Here is a 14,117-nt window from a genome sequence, read left to right on the forward strand (position 1 = left end):
TGACGGGTGCGGCTGTCAGTTACCCCGCACCATGTCCACGAACAGACGGTGAACTCGGAGGTCGCCGGTGACCTCGGGGTGGAACGAGGTCGCGAGAACATCATCCTGCCGAACGGCCACGATGTGCCCCTCGGCGGGACCTTCCGGCACCCGCGCAAGCACGTCGACGCCCGCCCCCGCCTGCTCGACCCACGGTGCTCGGATGAACACCGCACGCACTGGACCTCCGTCTATGCCGGCGAAATCCAGATCCGCCTCGAACGAGTCCACCTGACGGCCGAACGCATTCCGTCTCACGGTGATGTCCAGCCCGTTGAGGTGTTCGGCGTCCGGGCGGGTGTCGAGAATCTCGCTCGCGAGCAGGATCATTCCCGCGCACGACCCGTACGCGGGCATGCCGGCCTTCAACCGGGCGCGCAGTGGCTCGAGCAAATCGAAAACCGTCAGCAGACGACTCATAGTCGTCGATTCGCCGCCCGGAATCACAAGTCCATCCACGGATTCGAGCTCCGACACCCTCCGCACGCCGATGCCCCGCGCCCCACAGGATTCGACTGCCGCGAGGTGCTCACGAACGTCTCCCTGCAAAGCGAGTACGCCGACGGTCGGTTGGTTTGCCACTGATGAAAGTCCTGAACTGCTCGACGCCTCTGACACGAAAACGTTATCAGCAGGCGCCCACGGTCCCGTTGCCCACTGTCCGGCGGACACCATCCAGATCTGTCCGGCGGACACCATCCAGACCTGTCCGGCGGACAACATCCAGGTGAGGGGGCCGCGTGCGCAGGGGCATGCGATCAGTCCTGCCGCAGCAGGCGGGTCAGCCCCTCCTGCACTACCGCCGCAACGAGGTTGCCACTGCGATCGAAGATCCGTCCCTGCGTCAGCGCGCGCCCGAATCCCGCGGACGGCGAGGTCTGGTCGTAGAGCAACCAGTCGTCGGCGCGGAAGGGCCGCATGAACCACAAGGCGTGGTCGAGCGACGCGCTCTGGATCTGCGCGTCGGGGTGAATGGTACTGGCCGACCCCAGCAGGGTCATGTCACTCATGTACGCGAGCGTGCAGACGTGGAAGACCGGATCGTCAGGAAGTGCCTCGCGCGAGCGGAACCAAACCTGTTGCTGGACGGTGACACTGGGTTTGCGAGCGATCCGGTCGGCCGGAACGTATCGCAGATCCCAGTCCGCCCACTCGCGGAACTCCCAGGAAATCTCCTCCGAGACCAACGTCGACGCATCGGGCAGGTCCTCCGGCGCCGGCACGGGCGGCATCTCGTCTGCGTGCACGATGCCCTCGTCGAATACATGGAACGACGCCGACATCGTGAAAATCGCCTGCCCGTCCTGAACAGCCGTCACCCGGCGGGTAGCAAACGAGCGGCCGTCCCGGATCCGGTCCACCAGGTAGACGATCGGCATCGCAGGATTGCCCGGGCGGAGGAAGTAGCCGTGCAGCGAATGGACGTTGAAGTGCTTGTCGACGGTGCAGACTGCAGACACCAGTGCCTGTCCGGCGACCTGGCCACCGAAGGTTCGCGGCAGCATGGTCTCGATGGCGATCCCCCGGAATATGTCCTTCTCGAGCCGCTCGAGTTCCAGGATCTGCTCGATCTTCGCCATGACGAGACTCCTTCTACGGGGACGCTCGCTCAGGCTAGCAACGAGCGAGAGACGGAGGTGGTGGGGACCGTATCGGGTCCCCACCACCTCCGCGGGGTCTCTCAAATCGACCGGGTTCAGATCACCAGCCGCGTTCGGCGAGCCGGTGCGGGGCGGGGAGATCGTCGACGTTGATGCCAACCATGGCTTCACCGAGGCCGCGAGAGACCTTGGAGAGCACGTCGGGGTCGTCGTGGAAGGTGGTGGCCTTCACGATTGCGGACGCGCGCTCTGCCGGATTGCCGGACTTGAAGATGCCCGAGCCGACGAACACACCCTCGGCGCCGAGTTGCATCATCATCGCCGCGTCCGCAGGGGTCGCGATGCCACCGGCGGTGAACAGGGTGACCGGGAGCTTGCCGGCCTTGGCCACCTCTACGACCAGGTCATAGGGCGCCTGAAGTTCCTTCGCCGCGACGTAGAGTTCGTCCTCCGGGAGGGAGGTCAGGCGGCGGATCTCCTGGCGGATCTTGCGCATGTGAGTGGTGGCGTTGGAGACGTCGCCGGTACCGGCCTCGCCCTTGGAGCGGATCATCGCCGCTCCCTCGTTGATCCGGCGCAGGGCCTCTCCGAGGTTGGTGGCACCGCACACGAACGGGACCGTGAAGGCGAACTTGTCGATGTGATTCTCGTAGTCGGCGGGCGTAAGGACCTCGGACTCGTCGATGTAGTCCACGCCGAGGGACTGCAGGATCTGGGCTTCGACGAAGTGGCCGATGCGCGCCTTGGCCATGACGGGGATGGACACGGCGCGGATGATGCCGTCGATCATGTCCGGGTCAGACATGCGCGAGACACCGCCTTGAGCACGGATGTCGGCCGGGACCCGCTCGAGGGCCATGACCGCAACAGCGCCTGCGTCTTCGGCGATCTTCGCCTGCTCGGGGGTGACCACGTCCATGATGACGCCGCCCTTGAGCATCTCGGCCATGCCCCGCTTCACGCGCGCAGTGCCGGTCATGGGGGTGGTGTCGGGGGTGCTCACAGCAAACTCCTGGGTTCTCGCCGGCTTCTGACGGTCTGGCGCCTACGGTTCCGCACGGCCCCGCAGTGCATTGGTGATTCGGTGCATTGGCAATTCTAGGACGCGGCGGCGACGGTCCCGATATCCAGTGCCGGGATAGCCAACCGCTGTGGCATGCGTCATATCAGCGGATCGCGTGGACCTCGGGCTCCTCGTGACGAACGACCGCGAGATTCGCCTCGTCGAGCAGATCCGGCAGATCCTGCGGGTACACGGGTTCACCCTTCCGCTGTATCTCCCGGATCTCCGGCGCGGTGCACCAGCGATGTTCGGTGATCGTTTGCTGCTCGAATTCGGTGAAGCCGTCACGATGCGGCATGAACTCGTCGGTCCGTACCGCGAAGAACAACTCCTCGGACCGGATCAGCTCACCCGCGAACGGAAACACCGCCACCCGCCGCCACAACGGGCCCCGCAGCGCTTCGGTAGGCACGGCCCGGCCGGTCTCCTCACGGATCTCGCGCACAGCCGCAGCGCGGAGTGTCTCACCCGTCTCGACGGCACCACCGACGGTGAACCAGAACGCTGCCTCGGGTGTCTCGGGATCGTGCCCCCGCATCAGTAACACCCGACCGCTCTGATCGAGCATCACGACCCGGGCCGACGTTCGAACCTCGTCGAGTTCCGGGCCTTGTGATTGGGTCCGCTCGGCAATCTCGAAGTACGTCGGCAGCGGTGCCGTTCCACCCAGGTGCAGCCACCGGACCGGACGCCGGGTACGCAGGGCGAGGGTGTCGCGCACAGCGTCGTTGTGGAACCGTCGAGCGATCAGCACACGCGCTTCGGCATCCGCCAGCTCGGCGACCAGCTGCGGCGGGAGACTGGTGTTGTCGAGGGTCGTCAATGCCCCCGACAACGCATTCTCGGCCGCCTCACGTTGCGCGCGGTTCGCCCGTTCAGCCTGGTCAGCGAGCGCCGTCAGTCGTTTGCTTTCGATAGATGCATACGCCACGGACGACGCGATCGCCCGCACGACCACGGCCCTTCGCGCGAGCGCCGCATCGAGCGCCTGCCACGACAGATCGGAACGCACGTGCAGCCGGTCGAGTCGATTCGCACTCGCATACGCCCACGCACCCATCACCGCGATCACGGCGGCGACGAACGCCACGATCAGAATCGTCAGGGCGGAGAAGGTCATGCGCCTACCTCTCTCACACCGTCAGAACCGACCGTGACCGTCTCGTACACCCGCAGGATCTGCTCCGCCACGACCGGCCAGTCGTACTCGCCCACCACAACGCCCGCAACATCTGTCAGCGCCCGACGTCGGTCCTCGTCACCGAGCACGGTATCGATCGCGGCCGCTAGAGCCGCCGAGTCACCGACCGGTACGAGCAACCCCGCCGTGCCGTCCCGCAAGACGCGCCGGAAGGCGTCCAGTTCGCTGGCGACGACAGGTGCTCCCGCCGCCATCGCCTCGACGAGCACTATTCCGAAGCTCTCACCACCTAGGTTCGGGGCGCAGTACACATCGGCGCTACGCAGTGCCGACGCCTTCTCCGCATCGCTCACCTGTCCGAGCAAGCGCAGGTGTCTTGCGTATTGCCCCGCTTCCCTGCGCAGCTTGTCCTCGTCGCCGCGACCGACCACGAGGATCTCGAGATCGGGGTATTTCTCGACGAGTTCAGGCAACGCACTGAGCAGTATCGCCATGCCCTTGCGGGGCTCGTCGTACCGGCCGAGGAACAACACCGTCTTGCCCGGGCGTGGGTAGCCGGGCAGCGGTGCTGCGTTCGCGAAGGCTGGGACGTCGACACCGTTCGGGATCTCCACCGCATCCGAGCCGAGCGATTCGACCTGCCAGCGGCGCGCCAGCGCGGACACCGCGATACGCCCGCTGATCTTCTCGAGGTACGGCTGGAGTACGCCCTGAAAGGTGCTGAGAACCAACGACCTCGTCGTCGATGTGTGGAACGTTGCCACGATCGGGCCTTCCGCGATCTTCATCGCGAGCATCGACAGACTCGGCGCGTTCGGCTCGTGAATGTGCAGGACGTCGAAGTCGTTCTCGGCGATCCAGCGCCTGGTCCGCGCATAGGCCAACGGTCCGAACGTCAAGCGGGCGACGGACCCGTTGTAGGGGATAGCGACGGCACGGCCCGCCGAGACGACGAAATCCGGCAGCACGGTTCTGTCGGACGCCGGTGCGAGGACACTGACCTTGTGCCCCCGTTCGATGAGGGTCTCGGCAAGCTCGACGACGTGCGCCTGTACTCCGCCGGGCACGTCGAAGGAGTATGGGCACACCATGCCGATCTTCACGGCGACTCCATACGTGCGCGACGAGCCTCGGACAGGTCGCCGAGCCACAGCGGCTGGAGCATGTGCCAGTCCGCCGGATGAGCGGCGATGTTCGCGGCGAAGCGATCGGCCAGTGCCTGCGTCGCCGACGCCAGCCCGTCCGAGACGTCGATCGGCGGGTCGATCGAAAAGCCCCACCCGTCATCGGTGAACCAGCAGTGCACCGGCAGTAGTGGCGCACCGGTGTCGATGGCGAGCTTTGCCGGGCCCGCCGGCATTCGGGTGGGTTCGCCGAAGAACGTCACGGGCACGCCCTTCGCCGCCAGATCCCGCTCACCGAGCAGGCACACCACCTTGTTCTCCTGCAATCGCGTCGTCAGTGCCTCGAACGGCGGCTGCTCACCACCGCTGAGAGGGAAGATCTCCATGCCGAGGCCCTCACGATATTCGACGAATCGCTGGTAGAGCGACTCCGGCTTCAAGCGTTCGGCGACCGTGGACAGCCCGCCCCACGTCTGCGTGCACCACACCCCGGCCATGTCCCAGTTGCCACTGTGCGGCAGCGCCAGGATGGCGCCCTTGCCGTCGGCCATAGCCTTGTCGAGGTACTCGACTCCCGAAACGAAGGGGTCGATTGTCGCCGTGGTCGCCGCCAAGTCCATCGACGGCAACCGGAACGCCTCGCGCCAATAGCGTGCGTACGAACGAAGCGAATCCCGGATCAGGTCGTCGGGTACCTGCCCCGGAGGGACCCCGAGCACCCGGGCAAGGTTCCGGCGCAACTGCTGCGGGCCCCCGCCCCGCCGGGCGGCGAAATCCGCGCCGGCATCGAACACCGCGACCGCCAGTCGCTCCGGCAGTGCCCGCACGATCCGCCACCCGGCCGCGTAGCCGAGATCGGTGGCCCGCTCGGAGAACGTCACGGGCCTTCCCCTGCTCCGTGGTTCTGCTCGGCACGGGGTGCGGCCGGAAGCAGGTCACGCGCGCCGGACGAGTTGCGGACGGCGAGTACGCGCTGGAACACCGTGATGATGCTCGCCACCGCGAGGATCCACATCGCGACGTACACCGCCCAATGCAGCCATCCGATGCCGAAATAGCCTGCGATACCCGTCAGGCCGGCACCCACCAGCACGATGATCAGCCGGTCCGGACGCTCGATGAGACCGCCGTCCGCGGACAGCCCGCTCGCTTCCGCACGTGCCTTCGCGTACGAGATCACCTGCGATGTCACGAGACAGATCAGCGTCGCGACCAGCAGACTCTTGCTGTTCTCGTGGTAGACGGCCCACCACGCCAGGCCCGCGAAGATCGCACCGTCGGCGATGCGGTCGCATGTCGCGTCGAGCACCGCGCCATATCGCGTGCCGCCACCACGGGCGCGTGCCATGGCGCCGTCGAGCATGTCGAACATCACGAAGAACCAGATCACCATGGTTCCCCAGAACAGATGCCCAGACGGGAAGAGGGTCAGCGCAGCGACGATACTCGCGACCGTGCCGATCACCGTGACCGCGTCCGGGGTCAGCCCAGTCCTCACCAAGGCGCGGCCCATCGGCGCTGTCACCTTGGATACCGAGGCACGCCCGAAGAAACTCAGCATTCCACTCCCCCCTCCCTGTTCAAGTCGCGGTGCCGGGCCTTCTCGGACCCAGAGCCCAATCCTCCCACGCTGCGAGCCAGCCGACCTTCGTGAATCACTCGTTCCAGGCCCCCGCGAGCAGTGCCCGCGTCTCGCGCAGCAACTGCGGCATCACCTTCGCGCCGCTGAGTACGGTGATGAAGTTCGCGTCACCGCCCCAGCGCGGAACGATGTGCTGATGCAGGTGCTCGGCAAGCGATCCACCGGCGGCCGCACCGAGGTTGAGACCGACATTGAAACCGTCCGGGCGAGAGACCCGCTTGATGACGCGGATCGCCTGCTGTGTGAACGCCATCAACTCGGCGCTTTCCTCGACTGTCAGATCCTCGAGCGCCGAAACGCGACGATAGGGCACGACCATCAAGTGGCCCGGGTTGTACGGGTACAGATTGAGCACCGCGTATACCAACTCGCCCCGAGCGACGATCAATCCCTCCTCGTCGCTCATCTTCGGGATCTCGCTGAACGGCCCCTCACTCGAACTCGAGGTTTTGATGGCTTCCGCGATGTACGACATCCGATGCGGTGACCACAACCGCTGCAGCCGGTCGGGATCGCCCGGGCCCGTGTCGACGAGGGCGCCGTTCTCGATGTTGTCGTTCGGCTGACCGGTCACCGCGCACCACCGAGCAATTCAGCTGTGGGCGAGGCGTTTTCACGTCGCGCGATCCACTCGCTGATCATATTGACTGCTTCGGGGACGGCGACGCCGTTGATCTGCGTGCCGTCGCGGAAACGGAAGCTCACCGCACCGGCTTCGACGTCGCGTTCACCTGCGAGCAGCATGAACGGCACCTTCTGGGTGGTATGGGTGCGGATCTTCTTCTGCATGCGGTCGTCGCTCCCGTCCACCTCGGCACGTACACCGATCGCTCTGAGTTGCCCCACGACTTCGAAGAGGTGGTCTTGGTGCGCTTCGGCGACCGGGATGCCCACGACCTGAACGGGTGCGAGCCACGCCGGGAAAGCGCCCGCATAGTGCTCGGTGAGTACGCCGAAGAACCGCTCGATGGAACCGAACAGTGCGCGGTGGATCATCACCGGGCGCTGCTTGGTGCCCTCGGGGCCGGTGTACTCGAGATCGAAACGCTCGGGCAGGTTGAAGTCGAGCTGAATAGTCGACATCTGCCAACTGCGACCGAGCGCGTCCTGCACCTGCACGGAGATCTTCGGGCCGTAGAACGCCGCCCCGCCTGGGTCGGGCACCAGATCCAGACCCGATGCCTCGCCGACCTCACGCAGGGTCTCGGTGGCCTCCTCCCACAGCGCGTCGTCGCCGACGAATTTGTCCGGGTTCTTGCTCGACAGCTCGAGGTGGAAGTCTTCGAGTCCGTAGTCCGCGAGCAGGCCCAGCACGAACTGCAACGCCGTGGTCAGCTCGTCGCGCAGTTGCTCTCTGGTGCAGTAGATGTGCGCGTCGTCCTGCGTCATGCCGCGGACGCGAGTGAGGCCGTGCACGACGCCGGACTTCTCGTAGCGGTACACCGAACCGAACTCGAACATGCGCAGCGGCAGCTCGCGGTAGGAACGTCCCCGTGACGCGAACACCAGGTTGTGCATCGGGCAGTTCATCGGCTTGAGGTAGTAGTCCTGGCCGGGTTTGCGGACGGTGCCGTCCTCGTTCAGTTCCTCGTCGATGTGCATCGCCGGGAACATGCCGTCGCGGTACCAGTCCAGGTGACCGGAAACCTCGTACAGATGACCCTTGGTGATGTGCGGAGAGTAGACGAACTCGTAGCCCTCCTCGACGTGTCGCCTTCGCGAGTAGTCCTCCATCTCCTGACGGACGATTCCGCCCTTGGGGTGGAACACCGGCAGCCCCGAGCCGAGCTCGTCGGGGAACGAGAACAGGTCCAACTCGGCACCGAGCTTGCGGTGGTCGCGACGCTCGGCCTCGGCCAGCAGCTCGAGGTGCCTGTCGAGCGCCTCGTTCGACTCCCACGCTGTGCCGTAGATGCGCTGAAGGTCCTCGCGGCTCTGGTCACCGCGCCAATAGGCGGCTGAGCTGCGGGTCAGCTTGAAAGCCGGGATGTGCTTGGTGGTGGGAATGTGCGGGCCGCGGCACAGGTCGCCCCACACCCGCTCTCCGGTGCGCGGGTCGAGGTTGTCGTAGATCGTCAGCTCATTGCCACCGACCTCCATCACCTCGGGGTCGTCGGTGAGCGACTCGTCGCTTCTCGATTTGTCACTGATCAGCTCGAGCTTGAACGGCTCATTGGCAAGTTCGGCACGAGCGTCCTCGATGTCCTCGACGACGCGACGAGAGAACCGCTGGGCGCCCTTGACGATCTGCTTCATCCGCTTCTCGAGCCTCGAGAGGTCCTCCGGCGTGAAGGGACGGTCCACACGGAAGTCGTAGTAGAAGCCGTCCTTGATCGGCGGGCCGATACCGAGCTTGGCCTCGGGGAACTCCTGCTGGACGGCTTGCGCGAGGACGTGCGCGGCCGAGTGCCGGATCACGCTGCGACCATCCTCGGTGTCCGCGGTAACGGCCTCGATCTCCACGTCGGCGTCCGGCGCCCACGACAGATCCCGCAACTGCCCATCTGCATCGCGGACGACGACGACCGCATCGGGCCCTTTGCCAGGAAGCCCGGCCTCACGCACCGCCGTGCCCGCAGTACTCCCGGCAGGCACTTTGACACGTGCGGCTGGGGTGACGGATGCGGCGGTGGTCACGACGATGCGCTCCTAGGTGCGAGGGTGCGCCCTCGGATAAGGGCGATCTCATGTTATCGGGGTCGCATCGTCACCAGTGGAGCCATCCCACCGTCGGTGGGATCGGCCGCTACAGCGGGCTCTCCAGCCACGGCTGGTCGAGCCCCACCCACGTTCCGAGCAACTCGAACGTCCCGAGCACCCACAGAGTCGCGAGGACGACGATCGTGGTGAACAGCACGCCCAAACCCTTGACGACGGCGGATTGCCGCGAGAACCACGCCATGAACCTGTCGTATCGCACGCGGACCCGGTGCAGCAGTCGATGTGCCCATGCGAACTCCGACGCGAGGATACCCAGACCGGCGAAGACGATCAGCCATCCCGGACCGGGGTACGGAATCGCCACGATCCCCACCGCGAGGACGGCCGCCCCTACGACACCCACGCCGAGTCGGTACGCCAGGTTCATCGACGGGTTCGCCGCAATCCTTGCGCGACGCCGCTTCCACCTGTGCTCGACCTCCTCGAGAGCCTCGATCGGGTGGAATCCGTCCTCCATCGACTCGACGGCCGCCTGCCGTCCCTCGCGGGGATGTTCATTCACCGGCCGATCCCCCATGTCCGCACCCTCTAGACGTCCACGCCGACCGACATGCCGGCACACCTCAAGCGTACCGAGGCACGGGGCGTCACCACTGTTACGCCCCGCACGTATCCGAGTCGCGCAAGCTCGATCGATCCGGACGATCCGGGCGTGTCGCCGTGGGCGTTGATGGATAGTGAGCCAATGCACAGACAACGAATGAGCCGGGTCCTCATGGCTGCCGGCGCGACCGCCGTGTCGATCCTGGTCATCACGGGATGCTCGCGGGGTCCGTCGGACCCCGCGGATGGTCAACCCGCTGGAATCAGTTCCCAGGGCACCGGCACGGTAACGGGCACCCCCGACACCCTCACGGTGGTATTAGGCGTCCAAACGCAAGCCGCAAGCGCGCAGGCAGCGCTTGCCGAGAACTCCGAGAAGGCCACTGCCCTGATCGACACTCTGAAGACCAGCGGGGTGGCAGCGGAAGACATCCAGACGAGCAATCTTGCCGTGAACCCGACCTGGGAACAGGGCGGTGCCCGCATCAACGGGTACCGAGTCACCAATCAGGTGACTGCAACCCTGCACGACATCCCTGCGGCTGGAGAACTCATCGACGCCGCGGCGAGCGCAGTCGGTGACGCGATACGGATACAACAGACAACATTCTCCATCGCCGACGACGGTGAACTGCGCGCCGAGGCACGCGCACAGGCGGTGCAGCAGGCCCAGGCGCAGGCCCGACAGATCGCGGACGCCGCCGGGGTGACGCTGGGCAAAGTGCGGTCAATCGTGGAGATCCCCCAGACCTCCCCGGGTGTGCCGACGCCGTACGCCTCGCCCGAAGCCAGGATGGACGCGGTTCCCATCGAGCCCGGTTCGCAGGAACTCGACGTGCACGTCGCGGTGACGTACGAGATCCGCTGACCGACCCTGCACCCGCGAATCACGCCGAGAGCGGGAAGGATCGAAAGTACAAGGAACGGAAGAGGCTCCGTCCGATACATCGGACGGAGCCTCTTCCTGTTGTGGTCCCGGCTGGGATCGAACCAGCGACCTCCCCGGTGTGAACGGGACGCTCTTCCACTGAGCCACGGGACCGAGCCACGACAACACCTCGCGGCCGAACGAGACGAAACACTAACACGCACCCGCACCCGAGTACGAATCCCCTGGTTGTAATTCGCTTCGATCGATCCACACCTGACCATGATCGATCTGGGGACAACGGAGAACCCAAGTCCCGAAGCACGAATGAGGGTCGAGATCGCCGTCGAGGGGACCCCGCGAACAGCTGGATTTGGTGGTCGCCGACGTCCGATGGCCGACGGCTACGGCGTCTCGAATCGGTCCGCTCGCACACTTACGCAAATGCCGGCAAGTGCGCACGTCCCAATTCTGACCAGCGGGTTTGTGCCTTTCTCGAGTGGTCCGCTAATGTTCTCTCCGCACCGGGGACGAAACGCCGCCCACCGGAGCAAATGCGGATGTAGCGCAGCTGGTAGCGCATCACCTTGCCAAGGTGAGGGTCGCGGGTTCGAATCCCGTCATCCGCTCGAGAGGTTGGACTCGACCTTTTATGGTGGAGTGGCCGAGTGGTGAGGCAACGGCCTGCAAAGCCGTGCACACGGGTTCGATTCCCGTCTCCACCTCGCGCGATTAGCTCAGCGGGAGAGCGCTTCCCTGACACGGAAGAGGTCACTGGTTCAATCCCAGTATCGCGCACCAAGTTTCGAGGCGGTATGCTGCCGAGGAGCTCGAGTGAACAACATGCGGATGTAGCGCAGCTGGTAGCGCATCACCTTGCCAAGGTGAGGGTCGCGGGTTCGAATCCCGTCATCCGCTCCAGGGTCGGCCCTCGAAAAGGCCGACCACGAAGCCCCCAGGATTCTGGGGGCTTCGCATGAAGAGACCCGCGCGATTAGCTCAGCGGGAGAGCGCTTCCCTGACACGGAAGAGGTCACTGGTTCAATCCCAGTATCGCGCACCAACGAACGGGGCACCTCCACGCGGAGGTGCCCCGTTTTCTTGCGCGGCGGATCCATCTTCGACTGATCCAGCAGACTCGAACGTGAGGGATTCCTCATGTATTGTCGTCGGTGCCATCCCCCCGATGGTGCGGAGCCCCAGCCAAGACCCCCCATCCACGGCTGGGGCTCATTTCTGTTCCAGGCTTCTTCAGCGCCGAGATCTTGGTACGCCGCCGCGGGCGCCACTCCCAGTCCGTCGCCCAACGCCGGTACGGCGATTGCTGTTTCACCGCGATGAACAGCGGACCAAACACGCCACGAAACAGAGCTGAATGTTGGACACTCGTCCAGTGAATCGAAACGCGAACACCCTCAGCCGAGCGCGAGTTTCCGCAGCGGTCGCCTTCGGTCTCCAAGGGTTCATGCTGGCCGCCCTACTCACGCAGCTCCCGCAGTTCAAGGACGACCTCGGATTCAGCGACAGTCTCGTGGTGGGCGCGGTGGTCGGTGTGTCCATCGTGGCCGGGGTTGGAAGCGTGGTCGCCGAACAACTCGCGAAGGCCACCTCCAGTCGAACCACGCTGCGGGTCGGCCTGCTCGTCATCGCTGCTGCCGCCGTCTTCATTGCATTCGCTTCCTCGACAACGACATTCCTTGCGGCGTTCGCGTTCTACGGGATCGGACTGGGCATGGTCGACGCCGCCGCCAACATGCAGGCGGTTTCCATCCAGCACGCCTACGGACGAGTCATCCTGTCGTCATTCCACGCGGCATGGAGCGTCGGCGCGATCCTGGGTGCGCTCTTCGTTTCGGCATTTTCCGGCTTTGGACTCTCCGTCGAAGTGTGCGTGCTGATCGCCGCCGCGGTCGTTGCACTCGGATGTTGGGCTATCGGGCCGCGCCTGCTGCATACAGGACATCAGCGAACATCCGACATGCCAGCCGGACCCCTGTCGGTTCCCCTGTGGCCGTTCCTCGCGCTCGGGGCCGCGATGGTGCTCTTCTATGCGATCGACTTCGGAATCGGCAACTGGTCGGCGCTGTACCTCAAAGAAGTGCTGCTGTCCGATGCAAGCACCGCCGCCCTCGCGATGGCCGCGTACCAGATCACAGCCCTGATCTCCCGTCTGACGGGCGACTATTGGGTGCGCCGATTCGGCGAGATCGCCGTCGTTCGCGTCGGCGCAACGGTCAGCGTCGTCGGTTTGCTCGTCGTCGTGCTTGCGCAGGCCCCCGCCGTCGCCCTCGCCGGGTTCTTCGTAGTAGGCCTCGGCGCCCCGGTCGTCGCTCCCTTGTGTTTCAGCGCGGCAGGACGGCTCGCACCACCGGACCAGACCGATGCCGTCATCGCGCGGATCAACATGTTCAACTACGCCGGCACCGTGATCGGCGGTGCAGTGATCGGCGGCCTGGCGTGGGCCACCGATCTACGTATCGGCTTCATCGCGCCGCTGCTGTTCGCAGCCGCATTGTTCCTGCTCGCGCCCGCGTTCGCGCCGAGGCAGGTTTCTACCGCCGCCACCGAGACGAAATCGAGGTCCACCACGTCCTGACCGGGCACACCCGGACGGTGCCAACAGGTCCGACCCGGACGGTGCCAACGCGTCCGTCCCGGACGGTGCCAACGCGTCCGACCCGGACAGTGCCAACGCGTCCGACCCGGACAGTGCCAACGCGTCCGACCCGGACAGTGCCAACGCGTCCGACCCGGACAGTGCCAACGCGTCCGACCCGGACAGTGGTGTACTTACCGGGACGGACGACGATGCACTCGAGGTGAGGTTGTGACGATTTCCGTGGACCGCGCCGGACTCTGGGACGCAGAGGCACTCGCTGACGTCGCTGCGGCGACCTTCCCGCTCGCTTGCCCACCGCACGCGACGAAGGAAGACATCGCAGCATTCATCGACAACGTTCTCTCGGTGGAAAAGTTCAGCGAGTACCTCACGGATCCGACTCGCACGGTCCTCAAGGCAACCAGCAACGGTGAGATCGTGGGCTACGTGATGCTCATCGACGGCGCACCCGAGGACGAGGACGTCCGGTCTGCGGTGTCGCTGCTTCCGACAACGGAGATCAGCAAACTGTATGTGCTGCCCGACAAGCACGGCGCGGGAGTATCTTCGGCACTCATGCATGCCGTGGTCGACTACGCGCGCAACGCGAACTGCGCCGGTGTGTGGCTGGGCGTCAACCAGGAGAACGAGCGTGCGCAAAGGTTCTACGTCAAGAACGGCTTCAAGAAAGTCGGCACGAAGACCTTCCAAGTGGGCGCGCAGACGCACCACGACTTCGTGATGCAACGCAGCATCTGAAAGCAACGCAGCATCTG

Annotated in this window: 13 protein-coding genes and 6 tRNA genes; 8 read left to right on the forward strand and 11 right to left on the reverse strand. The window is 65.3% G+C overall.

Annotated elements, in window-relative coordinates; genetic code table 11:
• Nucleotides 1-15 precede the first annotated feature (15 nt).
• The 10 genes from pdxT to EF834_RS10085 all read right to left on the reverse strand — a co-directional run bounded on the left by pdxT (nt 16) and on the right by EF834_RS10085 (nt 9,788).
• Nucleotides 16-621 (reverse strand): pyridoxal 5'-phosphate synthase glutaminase subunit PdxT, encoded by a 606-nt coding sequence (gene pdxT / locus EF834_RS10040; protein ID WP_235871093.1) that lies wholly within the window; start codon nt 619-621, stop codon nt 16-18.
• A gap of 176 nt (nt 622-797) precedes the next feature.
• Complete coding sequence (locus tag EF834_RS10045) at nt 798-1,619, reverse strand: acyl-CoA thioesterase (RefSeq protein WP_127947058.1); 822 nt, start codon at nt 1,617-1,619, stop codon at nt 798-800.
• Nucleotides 1,620-1,740: 121 nt separating this feature from the next.
• Nucleotides 1,741-2,643, reverse strand: a complete 903-nt coding sequence (pdxS, locus tag EF834_RS10050; protein ID WP_328590555.1) for a pyridoxal 5'-phosphate synthase lyase subunit PdxS — start codon at nt 2,641-2,643, stop codon at nt 1,741-1,743.
• A gap of 163 nt (nt 2,644-2,806) precedes the next feature.
• A complete protein-coding gene (locus EF834_RS10055; RefSeq protein WP_127947059.1) occupies nt 2,807-3,823 on the reverse strand; it encodes an NUDIX hydrolase in 1,017 nt (338 codons plus the stop codon).
• Nucleotides 3,820-4,947, reverse strand: coding sequence for a glycosyltransferase family 4 protein (locus EF834_RS10060; RefSeq protein ID WP_127947060.1), 1,128 nt, complete (start codon nt 4,945-4,947; stop codon nt 3,820-3,822). The genes EF834_RS10055 and EF834_RS10060 overlap by 4 nt, the downstream gene beginning before the upstream one ends.
• Entirely contained in the window at nt 4,944-5,849 is a 906-nt protein-coding gene (locus EF834_RS10065) for a phosphatidylinositol mannoside acyltransferase (RefSeq protein WP_127947061.1), read from the reverse strand. The genes EF834_RS10060 and EF834_RS10065 overlap by 4 nt, the downstream gene beginning before the upstream one ends.
• Nucleotides 5,846-6,529 carry a phosphatidylinositol phosphate synthase gene (gene pgsA / locus EF834_RS10070; RefSeq protein ID WP_127947062.1) on the reverse strand — a complete coding sequence of 228 codons (684 nt, stop codon included), beginning with the start codon at nt 6,527-6,529 and terminating at the stop codon, nt 5,846-5,848. The genes EF834_RS10065 and pgsA overlap by 4 nt, the downstream gene beginning before the upstream one ends.
• Nucleotides 6,530-6,623: 94 nt before the next feature.
• Complete coding sequence (locus EF834_RS10075; protein WP_127947063.1) at nt 6,624-7,184, reverse strand: HIT family protein; 561 nt, start codon at nt 7,182-7,184, stop codon at nt 6,624-6,626.
• Nucleotides 7,181-9,247 carry a threonine--tRNA ligase gene (gene thrS, locus EF834_RS10080; RefSeq protein ID WP_127947064.1) on the reverse strand — a complete coding sequence of 689 codons (2,067 nt, stop codon included), beginning with the start codon at nt 9,245-9,247 and terminating at the stop codon, nt 7,181-7,183. The genes EF834_RS10075 and thrS overlap by 4 nt, the downstream gene beginning before the upstream one ends.
• A 109-nt stretch (nt 9,248-9,356) precedes the next feature.
• A complete protein-coding gene (locus EF834_RS10085) occupies nt 9,357-9,788 on the reverse strand; it encodes a TIGR02611 family protein (RefSeq protein ID WP_127947341.1) in 432 nt (143 codons plus the stop codon).
• A 243-nt stretch (nt 9,789-10,031) separates the two neighbouring features.
• Between EF834_RS10085 and EF834_RS10090 the strand changes: the two genes are divergently transcribed.
• Nucleotides 10,032-10,742: an SIMPL domain-containing protein gene (locus tag EF834_RS10090; protein ID WP_235871094.1), complete on the forward strand. Its 711-nt coding sequence runs from the start codon at nt 10,032-10,034 to the stop codon at nt 10,740-10,742.
• Nucleotides 10,743-10,844: 102 nt separating this feature from the next.
• Here the strand turns inward: EF834_RS10090 and EF834_RS10095 are convergent.
• Nucleotides 10,845-10,916, reverse strand: a tRNA-Val gene (locus tag EF834_RS10095).
• Nucleotides 10,917-11,298: 382 nt separating this feature from the next.
• Here EF834_RS10095 and EF834_RS10100 point away from each other — a divergent pair.
• From EF834_RS10100 to EF834_RS10130, 7 genes are all read left to right on the forward strand, one after another.
• Nucleotides 11,299-11,371, forward strand: a tRNA-Gly gene (locus EF834_RS10100).
• 25 nt (nt 11,372-11,396) lie between these two features.
• Nucleotides 11,397-11,467 (forward strand) — tRNA-Cys (locus tag EF834_RS10105).
• 1 nt (nt 11,468) lies between these two features.
• Nucleotides 11,469-11,543 (forward strand) — tRNA-Val (locus EF834_RS10110).
• 44 nt (nt 11,544-11,587) lie between these two features.
• Nucleotides 11,588-11,663: transfer RNA gene (locus tag EF834_RS10115), tRNA-Gly, on the forward strand.
• Between the two features lie 67 nt (nt 11,664-11,730).
• Nucleotides 11,731-11,805, forward strand: a tRNA-Val gene (locus EF834_RS10120).
• 312 nt (nt 11,806-12,117) lie between these two features.
• The gene (locus EF834_RS10125; protein ID WP_127947065.1) at nt 12,118-13,338 is read left to right on the forward strand and encodes an MFS transporter; all 1,221 of its coding nucleotides are present in this window, start codon (nt 12,118-12,120) and stop codon (nt 13,336-13,338) included.
• A 231-nt stretch (nt 13,339-13,569) separates the two neighbouring features.
• Nucleotides 13,570-14,100, forward strand: a complete 531-nt coding sequence (locus EF834_RS10130) for a GNAT family N-acetyltransferase (RefSeq protein WP_127947066.1) — start codon at nt 13,570-13,572, stop codon at nt 14,098-14,100.
• Nucleotides 14,101-14,117: the final 17 nt, after the last annotated feature.

Origin of the sequence: Rhodococcus spongiicola, assembly GCF_004011835.1 — a bacterium.
Taxonomy (GTDB): domain Bacteria; phylum Actinomycetota; class Actinomycetes; order Mycobacteriales; family Mycobacteriaceae; genus Prescottella; species Prescottella spongiicola.

Bases quoted from the DNA above. Each gene is read 5' to 3' on its own strand.
- EF834_RS10045 (WP_127947058.1), bottom strand. From the start codon at position 1,619: ATGGCGAAGATCGAGCAGATCCTGGAACTCGAGCGGCTCGAGAAGGAC.
- EF834_RS10055 (WP_127947059.1), bottom strand. From the start codon at position 3,823: ATGACCTTCTCCGCCCTGACGATTCTGATCGTGGCGTTCGTCGCCGCC.
- pgsA (WP_127947062.1), bottom strand. From the start codon at position 6,529: ATGCTGAGTTTCTTCGGGCGTGCCTCGGTATCCAAGGTGACAGCGCCG.
- EF834_RS10085 (WP_127947341.1), bottom strand. From the start codon at position 9,788: ATGGAGGACGGATTCCACCCGATCGAGGCTCTCGAGGAGGTCGAGCAC.
- EF834_RS10090 (WP_235871094.1), top strand. From the start codon at position 10,032: ATGAGCCGGGTCCTCATGGCTGCCGGCGCGACCGCCGTGTCGATCCTG.
- EF834_RS10125 (WP_127947065.1), top strand. From the start codon at position 12,118: ATGTTGGACACTCGTCCAGTGAATCGAAACGCGAACACCCTCAGCCGA.